Annotated in this window: 19 protein-coding genes and 1 riboswitch; of the genes, 6 read left to right on the top strand and 13 right to left on the bottom strand. The window is 62.2% G+C overall.

The window, feature by feature from the left end:
- The first annotated feature begins 21 nt into the window (after window positions 1–21).
- Together AC0L24_RS16085 and AC0L24_RS16090 are read left to right on the top strand one after the other, a co-directional pair.
- Window positions 22–255: an AbrB/MazE/SpoVT family DNA-binding domain-containing protein gene (locus AC0L24_RS16085; protein ID WP_127267350.1), complete on the top strand. Its 234-nt coding sequence runs from the start codon at window positions 22–24 to the stop codon at window positions 253–255.
- Entirely contained in the window at window positions 252–659 is a 408-nt protein-coding gene (locus AC0L24_RS16090) for a type II toxin-antitoxin system VapC family toxin (RefSeq protein ID WP_127267349.1), read from the top strand. Before AC0L24_RS16085 ends, AC0L24_RS16090 begins: the two co-directional genes overlap by 4 nt.
- A 19-nt stretch (window positions 660–678) precedes the next feature.
- On the opposite strand, the gene AC0L24_RS16095 is transcribed toward AC0L24_RS16090, so the two are convergent.
- The 8 genes from AC0L24_RS16095 to AC0L24_RS16130 all read right to left on the bottom strand — a co-directional run bounded on the left by AC0L24_RS16095 (window position 679) and on the right by AC0L24_RS16130 (window position 8,418).
- Complete coding sequence (locus tag AC0L24_RS16095; RefSeq protein ID WP_127808242.1) at window positions 679–2,154, bottom strand: nucleotidyltransferase family protein; 1,476 nt, start codon at window positions 2,152–2,154, stop codon at window positions 679–681.
- Entirely contained in the window at window positions 2,151–2,828 is a 678-nt protein-coding gene (locus tag AC0L24_RS16100; RefSeq protein WP_127808241.1) for a glycosyltransferase family 2 protein, read from the bottom strand. Before AC0L24_RS16100 ends, AC0L24_RS16095 begins: the two co-directional genes overlap by 4 nt.
- Complete coding sequence (locus AC0L24_RS16105) at window positions 2,828–3,580, bottom strand: glycosyltransferase family 2 protein (RefSeq protein ID WP_127808240.1); 753 nt, start codon at window positions 3,578–3,580, stop codon at window positions 2,828–2,830. The genes AC0L24_RS16100 and AC0L24_RS16105 overlap by 1 nt, the downstream gene beginning before the upstream one ends.
- 55 nt (window positions 3,581–3,635) lie before the next feature.
- Window positions 3,636–4,370, bottom strand: coding sequence for a glycosyltransferase family 2 protein (locus tag AC0L24_RS16110; RefSeq protein WP_127395755.1), 735 nt, complete (start codon window positions 4,368–4,370; stop codon window positions 3,636–3,638).
- 14 nt (window positions 4,371–4,384) lie between these two features.
- Entirely contained in the window at window positions 4,385–5,434 is a 1,050-nt protein-coding gene (locus AC0L24_RS16115; protein ID WP_473563958.1) for a serine kinase, read from the bottom strand.
- A gap of 49 nt (window positions 5,435–5,483) precedes the next feature.
- A complete protein-coding gene (locus tag AC0L24_RS16120) occupies window positions 5,484–5,915 on the bottom strand; it encodes a PqqD family protein (protein WP_127808238.1) in 432 nt (143 codons plus the stop codon).
- 129 nt (window positions 5,916–6,044) lie between these two features.
- Entirely contained in the window at window positions 6,045–7,145 is a 1,101-nt protein-coding gene (locus AC0L24_RS16125) for an FAD-binding oxidoreductase (RefSeq protein WP_473563959.1), read from the bottom strand.
- Between the two features lie 25 nt (window positions 7,146–7,170).
- Window positions 7,171–8,418, bottom strand: coding sequence for an aromatic ring-hydroxylating oxygenase subunit alpha (locus AC0L24_RS16130; RefSeq protein WP_473563960.1), 1,248 nt, complete (start codon window positions 8,416–8,418; stop codon window positions 7,171–7,173).
- A 115-nt stretch (window positions 8,419–8,533) separates the two neighbouring features.
- A riboswitch (cobalamin riboswitch) is annotated at window positions 8,534–8,735 on the bottom strand.
- 508 nt (window positions 8,736–9,243) lie between these two features.
- On the opposite strand from AC0L24_RS16130, the gene AC0L24_RS16135 reads away from it, so the two are divergent.
- From AC0L24_RS16135 to AC0L24_RS16145, 3 genes are all read left to right on the top strand, one after another.
- Entirely contained in the window at window positions 9,244–9,441 is a 198-nt protein-coding gene (locus AC0L24_RS16135) for a DUF680 domain-containing protein (protein WP_027039902.1), read from the top strand.
- A gap of 101 nt (window positions 9,442–9,542) precedes the next feature.
- Entirely contained in the window at window positions 9,543–9,743 is a 201-nt protein-coding gene (locus tag AC0L24_RS16140; RefSeq protein WP_128307302.1) for a DUF680 domain-containing protein, read from the top strand.
- Window positions 9,744–9,810: 67 nt separating this feature from the next.
- Window positions 9,811–10,047 carry a DUF680 domain-containing protein gene (locus AC0L24_RS16145; RefSeq protein ID WP_128289142.1) on the top strand — a complete coding sequence of 79 codons (237 nt, stop codon included), beginning with the start codon at window positions 9,811–9,813 and terminating at the stop codon, window positions 10,045–10,047.
- 76 nt (window positions 10,048–10,123) lie between these two features.
- Here AC0L24_RS16145 and AC0L24_RS16150 read toward each other — a convergent pair whose 3' ends face one another.
- From AC0L24_RS16150 to AC0L24_RS16170, 5 genes are all read right to left on the bottom strand, one after another.
- Entirely contained in the window at window positions 10,124–11,236 is a 1,113-nt protein-coding gene (locus AC0L24_RS16150; RefSeq protein WP_127267787.1) for an ABC transporter ATP-binding protein, read from the bottom strand.
- A gap of 24 nt (window positions 11,237–11,260) precedes the next feature.
- Entirely contained in the window at window positions 11,261–12,925 is a 1,665-nt protein-coding gene (gene bglA / locus AC0L24_RS16155; protein ID WP_473563961.1) for a beta-galactosidase BglA, read from the bottom strand.
- 4 nt (window positions 12,926–12,929) lie between these two features.
- Window positions 12,930–14,084 (bottom strand): carbohydrate ABC transporter permease, encoded by a 1,155-nt coding sequence (locus AC0L24_RS16160; RefSeq protein WP_127808233.1) that lies wholly within the window; start codon window positions 14,082–14,084, stop codon window positions 12,930–12,932.
- 1 nt (window position 14,085) lies between these two features.
- Entirely contained in the window at window positions 14,086–15,099 is a 1,014-nt protein-coding gene (locus tag AC0L24_RS16165) for a carbohydrate ABC transporter permease (protein WP_127808232.1), read from the bottom strand.
- 228 nt (window positions 15,100–15,327) lie between these two features.
- Window positions 15,328–16,683 (bottom strand): ABC transporter substrate-binding protein, encoded by a 1,356-nt coding sequence (locus AC0L24_RS16170; RefSeq protein ID WP_127267791.1) that lies wholly within the window; start codon window positions 16,681–16,683, stop codon window positions 15,328–15,330.
- A 363-nt stretch (window positions 16,684–17,046) separates the two neighbouring features.
- Here AC0L24_RS16170 and AC0L24_RS16175 point away from each other — a divergent pair, with 363 nt between their 5' ends.
- Entirely contained in the window at window positions 17,047–18,069 is a 1,023-nt protein-coding gene (locus tag AC0L24_RS16175; protein WP_127808231.1) for a substrate-binding domain-containing protein, read from the top strand.
- Window positions 18,070–18,242 lie beyond the last annotated feature (173 nt).

Genomic DNA, 18,242 nt, shown 5'->3' on the forward strand with positions numbered 1-18,242 from the left:
TGGTATTACCAAGGAGTGAAGATGGCCACCACCGTCACGGCAAAGGGACAAGTGACCATTCCCAAACCCGTCCGCGACCTCCTGGGGATCGTCCCGGGCAGCAGAGTCGATTTCCGGCGCGCCGCCGATGGCAGCGTGGTGTTGGCTCGGGTTGACAGAAAGCCGCCTGCGAGCCGCTTCGCCAATCTGCGCGGCCATGCCGGCGAGGGGCTCACGACCGAGGCTATCATGGCGCTGACGCGTGGCGGAGCGTGACGTTCGTCGACACCAACGTTCTGCTCGACCTTGTTACGGACGATCCCAATTGGGCGGGCTGGTCGATCGCGCAACTCGAGGCGGCAAGCCTCGATGGGCCATTGTTGATCAATGATGCGGTCTATGCAGAACTTGCCGTTCGCTACATCAGAATCGAGGATCTTGAGGCATTTCTGGATGCGGCCGGTCTCGAAATGGCTCCGATGCCAAGAGCCGCCCTTTTCCTTGCTGGAAAGGTATTCACGCAATACCGCCGATCAGGAGGATCGAGGACCGGCGTCTTGCCTGACTTCTTCATCGGCGCACATGCCGCCGTCACCAAGCTTCCGCTTCTGACCCGTGATGTCGGCCGCTACCAGACCTATTTCCCATCCTTGAGGCTGATCACTCCCGACGCCTTATAGCTGCCGGGTGGGCCTTCCTTCAGCCGACCGGAAAGAAATCCGCCGACAGCAACTGGAAAGGCAAGGCGCCATAGGCGGCCACCGTGGCCGCGTCGTTCCACTCGCGAAACTGTCGCGATGGTCGCGCCTCGAGCGTCAAGGCAACTCGCGCGCCGTCGAGAGTCACCTTGCCGCGAAAATGCAGCACGCGTTCCCTGCCGGACCGGCTGATGGCCATGGCGCGCAGGCGGGCAATATGCTCGCCACCGTCATTGATCTCCATCTCGATGCGGCGCCGGACCGGCGGAACGCCGATCCTGACGATGATTTCGAGCATCATGTCGCCGGTCGTTTGCGGACAGGCGATGGCCTGCGAAAACACCAAAGGCGCCGATGCTGCTTGAGGCTTGCGCGCGGCCGATCTGCCGCGCCAAGGTGTGGCGGGCGGCTCCTGCTGCAACCGGCCCTTCTTCCGCTTCAGGCGCAACTGCTTGGCAAGCCCGCGCGATAGCCAGACCAGGCCGCCGAAATCCGTGCGCGGCTTGGCTTGCAGAACCGACGACCAACGCGACAGGCCAACCCCGTCGGCCATGTCCAAGATTCTGGCCATTGTCGGTTCCGGCACCGGAATGCCGATCTCGAACGTTAGATAGGATAACGCCACCGCCGCTGGAACCGCCAGGCCGCGTCTGCCGACGATGTCGAGGAACGTGTCCCAATCGACGTCTTCGCCATGAATGGCGACCGCGCAGTCGACAAGCCAGTCGCTGTGGGTATGGGCGTCGAGGCCGCCATGGGCGATGGCCAGGGCCATGCGATCGGCCGGCGACGGCACGAAGACCGCGACGCCGCTGAATTGTGCCGGGACCGCCCGTTGCCAGATCGCCAGGTCGTCTTCCGCGCTCGTCTGCGACCCGTCATAGCCGAGCTGGTGCAGGTCGATGTCACCGAAACGGCCCTTGAAGAAGTTCATCGACCGCAGCGACGCCAACCGGGTTCGCAAATATTGCGCGCTGACGCCCGAGGCGATCTGCCAGTCGCGATCGCGCAAGATGTCGAAGACGGCAGCCATGTCGCGCGGGCGCACCAATATGTCGATATCATGCGCCACCCGGCCACGCTGCGCCGACGCGTTCAAGGCAATGCGGCTGGCGCCCTTTATCAGCATGATGTCGGCGCCGCCGTCGGCCATCGCCTTCAGCGCCGGCTCGGCCTCGCGCATCGCCATGCGCGACTTCGTCCACAGCATCTTCTGCAGGCCGACGAGGCGCGGATGGGCGGCATGCCCGGCCAGCTTCCTGCCGAACCTGTCGGAGATGGCGGCGAGCAGGCGATGTTCTCGAAACGAGACGAGATCGATGTCGTTCTCGTCCAGCCAGCGCGCGGCACAGGCAGCGGCTGCGTCCTCATCGGAGAGCAGCGCCGCCTTCAGCAACAGGTCCAGCTGGCCGGTGGGCCACGACCAGCCATAGTCCGGGAAGCGGCGGCCGATGCGGCGAACGGGCGTGGCGTTCAACTGGAACCTGCCTTGTTCTGGGCTCGCCGCTGCATGGCGAGCCTTGCGACCTGGAGGTAGCCCCGGTCGCGTGCCGGATCGCGGCCGTAGGAAAGGCTGCCCGGACGGATGCGGCGCAATGCAAGCACGTCGTCGAGCATGGCAAGGGCAAAGCCTGCCTCACGAACCCGGGCGATCCAGTCGATCATCTCGCCGCGACCGCCTGGTGGGTCGATGATGGGACCGACGCTCTGCACCACCTCTTGGCGGATCATCATCGTCGTGCGCGACCAGCCAGCTCCACTGGTCGCATCGGGCAAATCGGGGCTGTCGCCGCGAAACGTCCGCCAATGCGTAAAGACGCCCGTTGTCCCGGGATGACGGTCGAGATGGACCAGCTGCTTTTCGATCTTGTCCGCCAACCACAAATCGTCGGCATCGAGCGTCGCGATGAGCGGCGTCGAGAGTGCCGCAATGCCACGGGTCGTTGCGCTGCCAGGTCCGGCATTGTCCTGTCGCAGCACCGTCACCGGCAAGTTCATCGCATTGATCACCGCAACCGTATCGTCGGTCGAACCGTCATCGACCACGACGACGGCCTCCGCCCTTGCCGTCTGGGCCAGGACGGAGTTCAGGGCCGCGCCGATGGTGGCGGCCGCGTTGAAAGCCGGAATGACGACGCCGTAGGCTGCCATCAAAGGAACCGCCACTGCGCGAGATCCTTGAAGTCGAAGATTCCCTCCACTCGGCGCAAGTTGGGGTCGGCCTTACGACGCTTCATCGACTTGTGAAGGGCGCGCATGAACTCGCGAAAGGGCACATCGGCTTCCTTGGTCATGTTGCCGGGATGACGCCTGTAGTAGAGAGCCACCGTATCGGGCATAACGTATTTTGTCTGGCTCTCAAAGATACGCAACAGATAGTCGGTGTCCTCGGCCTGTTTGAAATCCTCGTCGAAACCACCGGTGCGCTCGATGAGGTTTCGCGCAAAGATCCCGGCGGACAGGTGGATCCCTCGCACGGTGATGGAGTGGCTGTCGGCGGCCGGTTCCAGCGTCTCGCCATCTATCTTGTCGACCAGCGTCATGCGCGAATAGGTCAGGTCGAGGCCAGGATTCTCTCCGAAACAAGCGAGATCCGCCTTGAAGCGCCCAGTCGGGGAGATGTCGTCCGAATCGAGAAACGACACCAGATGGGTCTGCGGCAGCAACTGCTTCAGCCCGGCATTGCGCGCTTTGGTGACCCCGCCATTGATCTGCTGGAAAAGACGAATGCACGGGGCCTCGTCGATCAACGACCGTACGACGGCTGCCGAACCATCGGTCGACCCATCGTCGATGACGATGATGTCGAGATCGATGTCTTCGCGCTGCCTGAGCAGCGAGCGCAGCGCGAGGCCAACGAATTGTTCGCGATTGTAGACGGGCATGATGACGCTCAGCTTCATGGGCGTCTCCGGCAGCGTTGCGGGCTTGGCTGATCCGACTTGATTGTGTCGAGCATCATAGCATCCGCCAATCGGTGGGACTCTTCAATTCGAAGATGCCCTGGACCTCTCGCCGTGACGGATCGGCCTTGCGCCGCCGCATCGACTTGTGGATTGCACGCAAGTGGTTGCGGACCCTGCCGCTATGTTCCTTGGTGACATTTCCGGCATGGCGTCGGTAGTAGATCGCGACCGCGTCCAACAATTCGTAGTTCGGTCCCGCCTCGAAAACGCGCAGCAGATAGTCGGTATCCTCAGCCTGCTCGAAATCCTCATCGAACTCGCCCGTCCTGTCGACAAGCCCTCTGCTGAACACGGCGGCGCTCAGCGAAATTCCCCGAAGCGTCATCGTGCGGCTGTCGGCTGCCGGTTTCAGCCGCTCATCGTCAATCCGCTCGACCAGCGTCATCAGCGAATAGGTCAGCTCGAGTCCGGGGTCTGCTCTGAAGCGTGCAAGGTCCTTCTTGAACCGTCCGGCCAGCGAGATGTCGTCAGAATCCAGAAACGAAACGAACTCCGCATCCGGCGGCAGTTGCCGCAGCCCGGCGTTGCGCGCCTTGGCCACGCCCATGTTGGATTGCTGGGACAGTCGGATGCAGGGGTTTTCGCGCATCATCGAGCGCACGGCCTCAGCAGAGCCGTCGGTCGAGCCGTCGTCGATGACGATGATGTCGAGATCGGCGGCGTCCCGCTGCCGCACCAGCGAGCGCAATGCCGAAACGACATAGCGCTCACGGTTGTAGACGGGCATTATCACGCTCAGTTTCACGAAGCGCCCCGCGTGAGAAAGTCGGCAATCGTACCGGCTATCTCCTGTGGCTGCGTCCCCAGCGACAGACGATAGCACGGCAGCAGGCGGGTCAGGTCGCTGAAGAAGCGAAAGCCGCTCTCCCGCTCGCCCGGCATCTGCGCTATGCCCGACGGCGCCAAGGCAATCATGGCATCCCTGCGCGACACCGGCACGATCGAACTTGCCTCGCCTCCGCCGATATGTGGCACCAGCAGCGCGATGATGTCCAGAGTTTCGGGCACCGGCCGAGGCGCGATGTCATCAATGTGAAAAGCATGCTTGCCTTGCCAGTTGAGCGGACCATGCGCTTTCAGCCGATGCTTCAGCCCAAGCCGAACGAACCCCTGGGGATCCTGTTTGAGTGTTGAAAACAGTGGGCGGGCAGTCACCCCGTTGGAGAGGTCGACCAGCACATAGTCGTCGCCGACGCTGTCCAGTCCGTTGAGGAGGCCGGCGGCGACGGTTCCGGATTTCCCGGCCCCGCCCGCGCCGGCCAACAGCACGCCCTTGCCATTGGCCCCGAGCGTGCCGGCATGGGCAAGGCGCATGCCGCGCGCCGCATATTCCCAATGGAGGAAGGGGCGCAGCGGCGCTCCCGGCTCCCACGGTGGAAAGGCATCGGCCGAAGCCATCAACTGCACCCCAACGCGACGTTGCGGATCATAGAACTGCCAGAAATCCAGGTCGTGAAAATGGTTGCCGCGCAATCCGGCCTCCGCCAGCCGGGTGGCGAAGCCATGCTGCGTGAAGGGCCCCTGGCCCCAACTGACCGGTGCCGCGATGCCGTCTATGCCGGGATGTGCGACGAAGACGCGGCAGATATCGGCAGGCGTTCGGTTGCCCGGAGCAGGGACAAAGCCATGAGCGATGGCATCCGCCAATGCGCCGGCGCTGACATGCGCGGTCAGATCCAGATGCGGCAAGCCCACCTTGCAGGTCAGCGGATAATGCGCGGCGCTGCTCTCTGCTTGCGCCAGGACATGGCGTGCGTAGTCAACCAAGTTTTCGAGAGTGACGTTCGGCATGGGTCTGCCTGTTCCGGAGCTGTCCGGCAACGAGAACCTGATGGGCGCTTCAGTTGGCCTGCTTCACCGCGGGCCAGCCGAGGGGCTCCTCGACCTCGTGGATGGGATCGACGACAATGAGATCGGCGAGATCGTCATGGATGTCGACCTTGAGGGGCTCTCTGGCAGCGGCGAGCTGAGCCAGCAATTCGCTTGGAGCCGGTCTTGCCACGCCATCGGTTACGGCCGCCAGCAAACCGAATTCGAGCAATTGTGAAACAAAGCCGTCAATCGCGGCGGCATCGAGGGCGCCAATGCCGGTCGTGGCGCCGACCAGTTCGGAGGCAGGCACGCCGGACGACAGTGCATCCCAAAGTCTGCTGCCTGAATCAGAGAAGCCGAAATATTTGCCCGTGGTCAGGTCAAGAACGACGGCTTCGCCGTCGAAGGATTCAAAGACGATATCCTTGCTGGCAATGGCATAGATGCCGGATTGTCGCATGTTTGCTCCCCGCCGAGCAGGCCGCGGAGATGATCTTCGGGCCTTACGGTCAACCCCACCGTTGCAGGCGTCTAACCATTTGCAGGGTTTTTGGCAAGATGGCGCAGGCTTGGGGGCGAGCGCAGCCGGTCACGCTTCGATTTCAAGCGCAGAAAGCGGCTTCGAGCAACAGGCGAGGATAAAGCCGTCCTCGATTTCGTGATCGAGGATGCCGCCATTGTGACTCATCTCGACATCGCCGGCGACCTTCCTTACCTTGCAGGTGCCGCACAGGCCGAACTCGCAGGCGGCGGGAATCCGCACCCCAGAGGCGCGTGCCGTCTGCAGCACGGTCTGGCCGGCGACGCATTCGGCATCGACATCGGAAAGCGAGAACCGGATTGGTGTGACGGCCTCGACAGCAGCAGCCACGCCGTCTTCCGCCGGCGGCGAGAACGGCGCCGGGATTTCCTCCACGGCAGGCGCAGCAAAGCTTTCCTGATGGTATTTCGCCATGTCGAAGCCGGCGGCGTCCAGCATGCCGCGCACGGCGCGCATGAAGGGATCGGGGCCGCAGCAGAAAATCTCGCGCTCGCGGAAATCGGGCGCCAGCAATGGCAGCCGGATCGCGTCGATGCGGCCCATATGGCCGAACCAGCCCTCGCGGCTCGACCGCTCTTCGATCATGAAGCCGAGCGACAGGCCGGGCATGCGGCTGCCGAGCAGCTCGAGTTCCTTGCGGAAAATGATCTCTTCCGGGCGGCGCGCACAGTTGACGAAGCCGACATCTGTCCATGGCGCACAGTCGTTCAACCAGCGCAGCATCGACATCATCGGCGTCACGCCGGAGCCCGCCGAAATGAACAGATATTTGGCCGCCGGGTGGCTATGCAGCGAGAAGTCGCCGGTCGGCCCGTAGGCCTTGACGTGCGAACCGGGCGTCAGATGGTCGAACATCCAGCGCGTACCGGTGCTGCCCGCCTGTGCCTTGACCGTCACCGCGATCGAGAACGGCCGCGACGGCGAGGACGACAGCGTGTAGGTGCGCATCAGCGGCCCGTCCGATGTCGGCAGTTCCAGCGTCACGAACTGGCCCGGCTTGTAGCGGAACCAGGTCTGGTTGTCGGAGCGGAAGGTGAAGGTCTTCACGTCCGGCGCTTCGTCGCTGACGCCGATCACTTCCAGCACCTGCAGCCGGTCGTTCCAGGGCGTCATCTGGTCGAGATGGCGATAGAGGCCAAGGTCCGTCATCGCATTCATCCTCTTGTCCCCTGAGCTAGGCGACGCTGCGCAGGGCCGGCCGGCCGCCTTCGGCAAGGCGCGGCCCGATGAACGACGCGTACCACTCGACGAACTGGATCACGCCGCCCTCATGCAGCTCCGAATAGGGGCCTGGTTCGTAGGCCGGCGACAGGATGCCGAAGGCGTTTTCCTCGACGATGCGGCGGTCCTGGTCGTTGGTCTCGGTCCAGACATGGGTGAGCTCAGCGAGGTCGTAGTCGACGCCTTCGACCGCATCCTTGTGGACGAGCCATTTCGTCGTCACCGCGGTTTCCGTGGCACTGATCGGCAGCACGCGGAAGGTGACGGCATGGTCGCCGAGGATATGGTTCCAGGTTGTCGGATAATGATAAAGCAGCAAGGAGCCGATGCGGTCGGTTGAAACGCTGTCGGACAGGTTCTTCTTCACCGCCCGTTTTCCCGTCATGGTGTAGCTGACGGCATCGCGCAGCAGCGGCGCGCGGGTGGCGCGGTACTGCCCTGCCGGATCGATGCGGAATTTGCTCGGCAAGCCTGATGCCTCGCATCTGGCCCAGTGCGCGACCATTTCAGGGTCGCTGTCGGCGCCTTGGACGCCGGTCACGGTCGGAGCCTCGGGGAAGGTCTTGCACAGTTCGGGGTGATTGGCGACGCAGTGGTAGCACTCGCGGTTGTTTTCCCAGACCAGCTTCCAGTTGCCCTTCTCGATGATCGTGCTCTCAAAGGCGATCTTTGCCTCACGCAAACGGTGCGGCAAAAGATAAGGTTCGATCATCGCCCGCATCGGCGCGAAATCCGCCGGCTCCTTGGCCAGGCAGATGAAGATGTAGCCGCCGACGCTCTCGCAGGCGACCGGCTTCAGGCCGAAATCACTCTTGTCGAAACCGTCGGCCATCTGGCGGGCAAACAGCAGGCGGCCGTCCAGCTCATAGGTCCACTGATGATAGGGGCAGACGAGCTTTGCCGCCGTACCCTTTTCCGCGTTGCACACGCGGCTGCCGCGATGGCGGCAGGAATTGTGGAAGGCGTTGATCTTGCCTTGCTGGTCGCGGACAAGGACGACCGGATAGTCGCCGATCTGCACGGTGATGTAGCTGCCCGGCTTCGGCAGTTCGCAATCATGGCCGATGAACAGCCAGTCGCGATACCAGATCAGCTCCATGTCGAGCTTGAAGTAGTCTGGATCGGTGTAGAAGGGCTGCTCCAGCGAAAAGCCTTGCCGGCGCCCCTTCAGGAGCCTCAGCATGTCGTTGCGGGTATCCATGTCCTGTCCTCGTTTCTAAGGACTGAACTGGTGGTGATGGAGGAAGGATTGAAACCCAGGCCGGCTAGGTGCCGGACATGCGCTATCCACCTCTTGACCGCCCACCGCGATCAGTCGAGTCTAAAAATCTCGGGCTGGTTTCCGGGCTCTGGAGTTGTCCTTGCGGACCATCGCGACACCTTCCCAGGCAGTTGCCCAGTGGTCTCCCGTTGCGACTTGAACTCCACCACCGTTGCGGGGGCAGCGCCGGATTCTGACCGGCTTCCCAATTCTCCGCCTCGTCGTCACGAAGCGGCACCTGAGATGGGTATGATCTAACCACGATCGCTGGCGCGCCGTCGGCATGAAAACGACATCGTATCCATGCGGCGCGACACGGCATGCGAAACGTCACCGCAGATCGTCTGGGGCCGAAATCCCGCCTCCCGGGCGGCCACTTGCCGGCTGCGATCTTCCCGAATCCGACCCTTGGCGGGGTCAAAAAAGGTTAACGGTTTCGAAAAGTGACTATTAGCTTGACCTAAAATCGAACCGAACGGTTCGTTTCTGTTGACGGTGCGTGCAGGACGGTGTGAACGCCGGGCCTTTGAAACAGTCAGTGATCCATCGGATGGTTAAACTTAACATGCTGATATAGAGAGGAAAAATGCCTCTCTAGATTCCCCTGGCACAATTTCAAGGTGTGGATTCATGGTCCACACGGAACAACTTCGTGATTGGAAAAGGCGGGGTTGCCCTCCCACATCGGGGCTGTCCGAACGACGCGATTTCATTTCCAAGACACGCCGCTAGACGGACGGAAAAAGACGATACTGGAGTACAAAAATGAAAAAGATCATTCTCACTGCCGCAGCCCTTCTGGCCATTTCCGGCAGCGCCTTCGCTGGTAGCGACCACTACGGTTCGAACGCCGCGGCAGCCACTGCTGTCGACAGCTCGTACACCGCTTCGACCAAGAAGTCGGAACCGGCTGCTCAGGCGCCTGCCCAGGGTGCTGACCACAACCTCTTCGGCAACAACTAACAGCCGATTCCCAGTCGACGGCGGGCTCGCCCGCTGCCCTGGCGAAATTCAGACATTCGAAATTCAGACATTCGAAATTCAGACATTCAGGAGTATTTAAGATGAACAAGATCCTCATTGCTGCCGCCGCCGTTCTGGCCATCTCCGGCAGCGCTTTCGCGGGCAGCGACAACTACGGTTCGAACGGCGCCAACCAGCCTGCCGCCGCTGTGGACCAGTCGTACACGGCTTCCACCAAGACCTCGGAACCGGCTGCCCAGACACCCGCTCAGGGCAGCGACCGTAACCTCTTCGGTCGCTAAAACCAATTTCGCAAGCGACGGCAGCTGTGTCTGCCGTCTGGCGAAATCCAGAATTCAGGAGACTAAAATGAACAAGATCCTTATTGCTGCCGCCGCCGTTCTGGCCATCACCGGCAGTGCCTTCGCCGGCAGCGACAACTTTGGCTCCAACGGCGCCAACCAGCCTGCGGTTACTTCGGTTGACAGCGCGCATACGAACTCGGTCCGCAACAGCGGTGGCCTCGTCGAGAAGCTGCTCAATTCGTCGGGCGACGTAGAGAAGTCCGCTCCTCAGGGCAGCGACCGGAATCTCTTCGGCCGTTAACAGTCGAAGCTGATCTTCAAAAAAAGAGCGGCGGGCCTGGCCCGCTGCTCTTTTTTGTCCAAGACGCGGTTCTGCCTCAGGCCGCCTTCGCTTCAGCCTCATGAAGGGCAAACGACCGTCCGTCAGCGTCGAAGAGATGCAGGTCCTCGCCATTGGCGCTCAGCCGCAATGTCGAACCGCGCTTGACCTCAACATTGCCGGGCAGCTTGGTCACCAGCGGGAGGTCGGCGCGACCGATGTCGACATAGACCAGCTGAACCTCGCCGAGCTGCTCGACATAGTCGACCGTCCCCTCGAACAGATAGTCCGCGCCGCTGGCGATGATCAGGTCCTCCGGCCGCACGCCGAAACTAACCGCAGCGCCCTTCGCCGAAGCCGGCGTCGCGATCGGCACGGTTGCCTTGCGTCCGCCGACATGGCTGACGACGGTCGGATTGCCTGATTTGTCGATGGTTGCGGGCAGGATATTCATGGCCGGCGAGCCGATGAATTGCGCAACGAACAGATTGCCGGGCTTCTTGTAGAGGTCCATCGGCGTGCCGACCTGCTCGATATGGCCGTCCTTGAGCACCACGATGCGGTCGGCGAGCGTCATCGCCTCGACCTGGTCGTGGGTGACGTAGATCATGGTCGTGTTGGGCATCGATTCCTTGAGCTTGGCGATTTCGATGCGGGTGGCGACTCGCAGCGCCGCATCAAGGTTCGAAAGCGGCTCGTCGAACAGGAACACCTTCGGATTGCGCACGATGGCCCGGCCGATGGCGACGCGCTGGCGCTGGCCGCCCGACATCGCCTTGGGCAGGCGGTCGAGATATTTGGTCAGCTGCAGGATCTCGGCGGCCTGACGCACGCGGCGGTCGATCTCGGCCTTGTTCTCTTTGCCGATCTTCATCGAGAACGCCATGTTGTCGTAGACGGTCATGTGCGGGTAGAGCGCGTAGGACTGGAACACCATGGCGATGCCGCGCTTCGACGGCGGCACGTCGTTCACCACTTCGCCGGCTATTCTAAGCTCGCCGGAGGTGATTTCCTCGAGCCCGGCGATCGATCTCAGCAATGTCGACTTGCCGCAGCCCGACGGGCCGACGAAGACGATGAACTCGCCCGATTTAATATCGAGGTCGATGCCGTGGAGAATGTTCAGATTGCCGTAGGACTTCTTCACTTGTCTTAGCGTGACATCGGCCATTTGGTTTCCTCCAGTGATTGGAATTCAGTCGAGACGCCCGAACCAGGCGCCGTAGCCGCCAAGCTCGATGGAACCGCTGTTCGCCTGCCCCGAAAATCCGTGCCCGGGCAGAGGTTGCAGCGATCGGCCGCCAAGGTCAACCTTGGCCGGCCCGGCTCCCAGATTGAAGACGCAGACGATCTGCTCGTTGCCTGCGCGGCGCGTGAAGGCGACGGTGTCGTCCTCACTTTCGATGAAGGTGATGTCGCCCTTGGCGAGCGCCGGATGGGCACGCCGGAAGGTGAGAAAGCGCCGGTAGTGCTCGAGCAGCGAAGCCTCGTCGCCCTGCTGGACATTGACCGCTTGCGCCAGATGCTTGGCCGGCACCGGCAGCCAGGGCTTTGCCTGGGAGAAGCCGCCATTCTTGGCGCTGCCATCCCACACCATTGGCGTGCGGCAGCCGTCGCGGCCCTTGAATTCCGGCCAGAAGCGGATGCCATAGGGATCCTGCAGATCCTCGAACCGCAGCTCTGCCTCACCGAGCCCAAGCTCCTCGCCCTGGTAGATGCAGACCGAACCGCGCAACGACATCAGCAGCGCCGAGATGACCTTGAGGTAGGCGGTCGGGTCGGCCTCATTGGCGGCCCAGCGCGAGGCCGGGCGCATCACGTCGTGGTTGGAGAAGGCCCAGCACGACCAGCCGTCGCTGGCGACTTTGCCGAAGGATTCCAGCACCGAGCGGACCTTGCCCGCGCTGATCTTTTCCGGCGCCAGGAAATCGAAGGAGTAGCACATGTGCACGCGCTTGCCGCCTGCGGTGTAGGCGGCAACCACTTCAAGCCCGCGCTGCGAATCGCCGACCTCGCCGACCGCTGCGGTTGCCGGATACTCATCGAGCAGGGCACGGAACCGTTCGAGGAAGCCGAGGTTCTCGGGCCGGCTCTTGTCGTAGAGATGGTCCTGGTAGTTGTAGGGGTTGACCGCCGGCGCGGTCTGGTCGTTGCGCTCTTCCGGCGGCAGCGGCGGATTGTTTTCCAGGCCCTGGCTGTGGAAATAGAAATTGATGGTATCGAGCCGGAAACCATCGACGCCGCGCTCCAGCCAGAAGCGGGTGACGTCGAGCAACGCGTCCTGGACCTCGTGGTTGTGAAAGTTGAGGTCGGGCTGTTCGGCCAGGAAATTGTGCATGTAATATTGCTGGCGGCTGGTGTCCCATTGCCACGCCGAGCCGCCGAAGATCGACAGCCAGTTGTTGGGCGGCGTGCCGTCCGGCCTGGCGTCTGCCCAGACGTACCAATCGGCTTTCGGGTTGCTGCGGCTCGACCGGCTTTCCTTGAACCATGGGTGGTTATCGGCGGTGTGCGACAACACCTCGTCGATCATCACCTTCAAGCCCAGCCTGTGTGCCTCGGCGGTCAGCGCGTCGAAGTCGGCCAGCGTGCCGAACATCGGATCGACATCGCAGTAATCCGTCACGTCATAGCCGAAATCCTTCATCGGCGACTTGAAGAACGGTGAAATCCAGATGGCATCCGCGCCGAGTGCGGCGATGTAGGGGAGGCGGCCTATGATGCCCTTGAGATCGCCGATGCCGTCGCCGTTCGAGTCCTGGTAGCTGCGCGGATAGATCTGGTAGATCACGGCGCCTCGCCACCAGTCGCGATCGATGGCGAGGTCAGGCTTCGAGCTGGCCTTCAAAGCGGATTGCATCGTCTCAGCCTCCTTTCACCGAGCCGGCAAGCAGCCCGCGGACAAAATAGCGCTGCAGCGAAAAGAACACGATCAGCGGCACAATGATGGTCACGAAAGCCGATGTCGTCAGAATCTCCCAGTCGCCGCCGCGTGAGCCCAACAGCGCGTTGAGCTTGGCGGTCAGCACGATCTGGTCTGCCTCTGTACCGAGGAAAACCATCGCCACCAGCAGATCGTTCCATACCCACAGGAACTGGAAGATGGCAAACGAAGCCAGCACCGGGAACGACAGCGGCAAGACGATCTTGACGAAGATCTCGAAATCGCTGGCGCCGTCGATGCGCGCCGATTCCATGATTTCGCGCGGCAGGCCCGCAATGTAGCTGCGCAGCAGGTAGATGGCGAAGGGCAGGCCGAAGCCGGTATGCGCCAGCCAGATGCCGAGATAGGTCTTCGACGGCATGCCGAAGAAAGCGCCGACACCATTATAGAGTTTCAACAACGGGATCAGCGACATCTGCAACGGCACCACCAGCAGGCCGATGATGACCGCGATCAGCAACGCCCGGCCGGGAAACCGCATCCAGGCCAGCGCATAAGCGGCAAAGGCGGCGATCAGGATCGGGATGACGGTAGCCGGAATGGTGACGGTCAGAGAATTCATGAATGACCGTCCGATGCCTTCGGAGAACAGCACGGTTCTGTAATTGTCGGTGGTGAATTTCGGCGGCGCCGACGAAGCATAATAGACGCGCTGGCCGCGATCGCCTTCGAACGCTTTCGGGGACTGCATGATGAAGCTGCCGTCGGCATTGAGCTGCAAGGTCATGCCGTCGCCGAGATCGGCTGTGGTGCCGGCGGGATATTGCGTCGGTGCCGCCGATTTGACTCCGAAGGCGCTGATGTCGCGCTTGGCGCCGTCGCCGAAGATATTGCCTTCGAGGACGAACTTGCCGTCCTTCTCGACTTGCGCCGAGGCGGGCGGCAGCCGGCCGGCTTCCGTCTGGGTGGAACTGGCGAACGAGTTCCACCAGCCCGAGGCGATGATCTGGTTCTTGTCGCGCAGCGACGAAACCAGGATGCCGAGCGTCGGTATGGTCCAGATTGCGACGAAGATGAGCACGGCGATGTGGACGCCAAAGCGGCTGGCGAAGGAATTTCCGGTCGCGACGGCCATCTCAATGTTCTCCCGTCTCTTTGTTCGCCTGGCGGATGTTCCAGACCATGATCGGGATGACGGCAATCATGATGATGATGGCGATGGTGGCGCCGCGGCCGAAATCGCCGCCGCCGCGGAACATCCAGTCGAACATCAGATTGGCCAGCACCTGGCTGTTCCACTGGCCGTTGGTCATGGTCAGCACGATGTCGAACACTTTGAGCACCAGAATGGTGATCGTGGTCCAGACCACGGCGATGGTGCCCCAGATCTGCGGCACCATGATCTTCCAGAAGATCTGGAACGGATTGGCGCCGTCGATGACGGCGGCTTCCAGCGTTTCTTCGGGAATGCCGCGCAGGGCGGAAGACAGGATGACCATGGCAAAGCCGGTCTGAATCCAGATCAGGATGATCATCAGGAAGAAATTGTTCCAAAACGGCAGCGATATCCAGACCTGCGGTTGGCCGCCGAAATGCTGGATGATGGCGTTGAGGATGCCGATCTGGGTCTGGCCCTCGCCCCGATACTCGTAGATGAATTTCCAGATCACGCTGGCGCCGACGAAGGAGATCGCCAGCGGCAGGAAGATCAGGCTCTTGGCGATCGTGCCCCACCAGATCTTGTCGGTGAGCACGGCGATGATCAGCCCTAGGAACGTGCAGGCGGCGGGCACGACCGCCAGCCAGATGATGTTGTTGAGGATCGAGTTGCGGAACTCGCGATCGCCGAACGCCCATTCATAGTTCGCCAGGCCGACGAAATTGATGCCGCCGCGATCGAGGAACGACAGCCGCAGCGTCTCGACCACCGGGTAGATCAGGTAGATGGTGAGGATAATCATCGCCGGACCGACGAACAGCCATGGCCTGACCAGCCCTTGCCGGCGCAGATTGTCGATGGCCGCGGCACCGGCGACGCCGCGTGACGGGAATATCAGGTCGACCAGTTTGTTGGCGCCCCAGAAATAGGCGACGCAACCGCCGACGCCGACGATGATGACTGTTATGGCCGAGAAAATCTGAGCCGCCATGGGTCCCTCTCCCCCTGCGCATGACCCGACAAGGAATGACCTTGGTGACGGGGACCAGGCGCCGATTCAGTTGTTTGGAGCGCGTCATCGGCGGCTTGCGCACATTGCCGATCGCGCTTCATGTCAATGCGCTCATGACGAAAGGCTGCGGCACGGGCCGCCGTCGGATCCGGGCCAGTACGGTCCGGATCCAGTGCGAGAATGGTTGGTCGTCTACGTGCCAGCCGTCTACTTGATGGCGTCCCAGCTCTTCTGGATGTCGGTGGCGACGTCCTGCGCCGACTTGCCGCCGACCAGGTCGATCATGCCGGTCCAGAAGGCGCCGGCGCCGATCTTGCCCGGCATCAGGTCGGAACCGTCGAAGCGGAAAGTCGAGGCATTGGCGAGGATTTCGCCCTGCTTCTTCAGCGCGTCGCTGGCATAGGCATCCTTGTTGACCGACTTGAGCGGCGTCACGAAGCCGCCTTCGGCCATCCAGATCTCGTGGGCGAGCGGCATCTTCAGGAATTCGATGAACGCGCGCGCACTCTTGCTGTCCTTGGTGATCATCGCCAGCGTACCGGCGCCGAGCACGGGCGTGCCCAGTTCAGGCTTGGAGGCATAGGGGGGGAAGTAGAAGAAGTCCGCGTCCTGGCCGACCTTGGTGCCTTCCGGGAAGAAGGTCGGAATGAACGATGCCTGGTGGTGCAGGTAGCATTTCGGCGGCACCGAAAAGAGGCCCTTCGGGCTGTCGCGGAAGTCGGTCGCCGCAACCGCCTTGGCGCCGCCGTCGACCATCTTGTCGTCGGTCGCGATCTTGCCGAAAATGTCGATGGCGTTGACCACCGCCGGATCGTTGAACGGGATCTCGTTCTTCACCCATTTGTCGTAGACCTCCGGAGGCTGGGTGCGCAGCATCAGGTCTTCGACCCAGTCAGTCGCCGGCCAGCCGGTGGCGCCGCCGGAGCCGAGGCCGATGCACCACGGCTTGCCGCCATCGGCGATGATCTTCTTTTCGAGATCGGCGAGTTCTTCCTGCGTCTTCGGCACCTTGTAGCCGGCTTCCTCGAAATTGTCCGGCGAGTACCAGACCAGCGACTTCACGTCGGCCTTGTAAGGGAAGGCGAAGAAGCCCGGCTTGCCGTCCTTGTCCTTGAAGGTGCCGAGATCGACCCATGACTGGCCGGCACCGTAATTGTCCTTGACCCATTTGGCGGTGTCGTCACCGAGCGGCGTCAAAAGGCCCTTCGACGCCAGGTCCTGAATGAGGCCCGGCTGCGGCAGCACGGCGATGTTCGGCGGGCTGCCGGCCTGCGTATCGATGACGATCTGCTGCTCGTAATTCTCCGAGGAGGAGTATTTGATCTCGACGCCGGTGGCTTCCGAGAAATAGTCGAGAACGCCGCGCACCAGGCCTTCGTCCTCGCCGCGCCACGGTCCGAAGATCGACAGCGTCTCACCCTTGAGGTCGACTTTCTTGAGCTCTTCGTAGTTCGCCCAGTTGAAGCGCTTGTCTTCGCCGGGCTTGAACTTCAGTTCGGCCTGCGCGGGCGCGTTCAGGGCGAACGTGGCAAACGCAGCACCCAGCAAAAGCATTTTCTTCATCGGTATTCCTCCCAGTGGGTCTCACACACCGGACGGAACCTCCATTCCGCCCGCCGACGCCGCAGGACTGTGACTCAGTCGGAAAGGAACCGCAACCTTTCGAAGAGTCTTCCAAAGCGCTTTGGCTTTTTCGATCACGCCATTGAATTGCTGGGAAGTCAAGAGGCCGGCGGATTAATCGATTTAGGTTCGCGCATTTGCGCCCCCGAAAGTGCGCTGCAACATACTATTATGGCGATGCAGCAGCAGTTTTTGTTTCAAACACGCCCGAACCGCGTCTATGGTTCGGCTTGGTATGGCTCGGCCCCGCTGGCACTTGGGTCGATTCAATTTAAAAGCGCTTTGAGGGAATGGAGACCTTTCGTGAACCTCAAGCAGCTCGCCCATATGCTGGCACTTTCGCAAACCACGGTAAGCCGTGCGCTGAACGGCTATCCCGAGGTCAACGAGGAGACGCGCAGGCGTGTCATGGATGCCGCCAAGCGCCATGGCTATCGTCCCAATCCGAGCGCGCGCCGGCTGGCGACCGGCAAGACCGGCATGATCGGCTATGTCCTGCCGACCGGTGCGTCGGTCGACATCGATCCGCATTTCGTCGAGTTCCTGTCCGGCCTTGGTGACTATGCCCGCTCGCACGAGCTTGACCTTGTGCTGTCGCCGGCCGACGCCGACGACCAGGAGACGACCTACCGGCGCATCGTCGCCAACCGGCAGGTCGACGCTGTTTATATCTCCTCTCCAAGGCCCGTTGACCGACGCGTGGCGCTGGTCAACACGCTCGGCATTCCCTTCATCGTCCATGGCCGCAGTGAGGGCTTCGACTTCGACTATGCTTTTACCGACATCGACAATGAGGGCGCCTTCCACGAGGCGGCCAGGCTGCTGATCCAGCTCGGTCATCGGCGGCTGGCGCTGATCAACGGTGACGACCGCGAGACCTTCGCCATCCATCGCGAACGCGGCGTGCGCCGGGCGCTCGCCGCGAGCGGACTGTCATTGAGCGAACGCCATGTCTGCTCGGTCGATATGACCGAGGAGAACGGCTATCGCGCCACCAGGCGTTTGCTGGAAGAGGACGACGCGCCGACGGCGATCGCCTGCTCCAGCCTGATCATGGCGCTGGGCGTCGTGCGCGCGGTGCGCGACCTCGGCCTGAGCATTCCCGGCGATGTCTCGCTGATCGCCCATGACGACGTCTTCCCCTGGCTGAGGCCGGAGAATTTCTCGGTGCCGCTGTCGACGACGCGTTCATCGATCCGTCTCGCCGGCGCCCGTGTCGCCGAGCGGCTGGCGGCGCGGATTTCAGGACTGGAGGAGGGGGCGCGAGGCGAGGTCTGGCCGGTCGACCTGGTGGTCCGGGGATCGGTGGCAGGGGCGCCTGGCTGAGGTCCGAACTTAATCACCTGTAGCGATCGCGCTCGACCCAAAGCCTACGTCCGTCTTCCACGACGCTAGTGGCCGCTACGCGCCTCAAGCCAGCCGTTGAAGTGGGCCACGTGACCGACCGGAAGCAGACATCCGGCCGCGCTGTCCCCCGGCATTTGCCCCGACGAGCCTAA

This window comes from Mesorhizobium sp. WSM4809, from assembly GCF_055811655.1.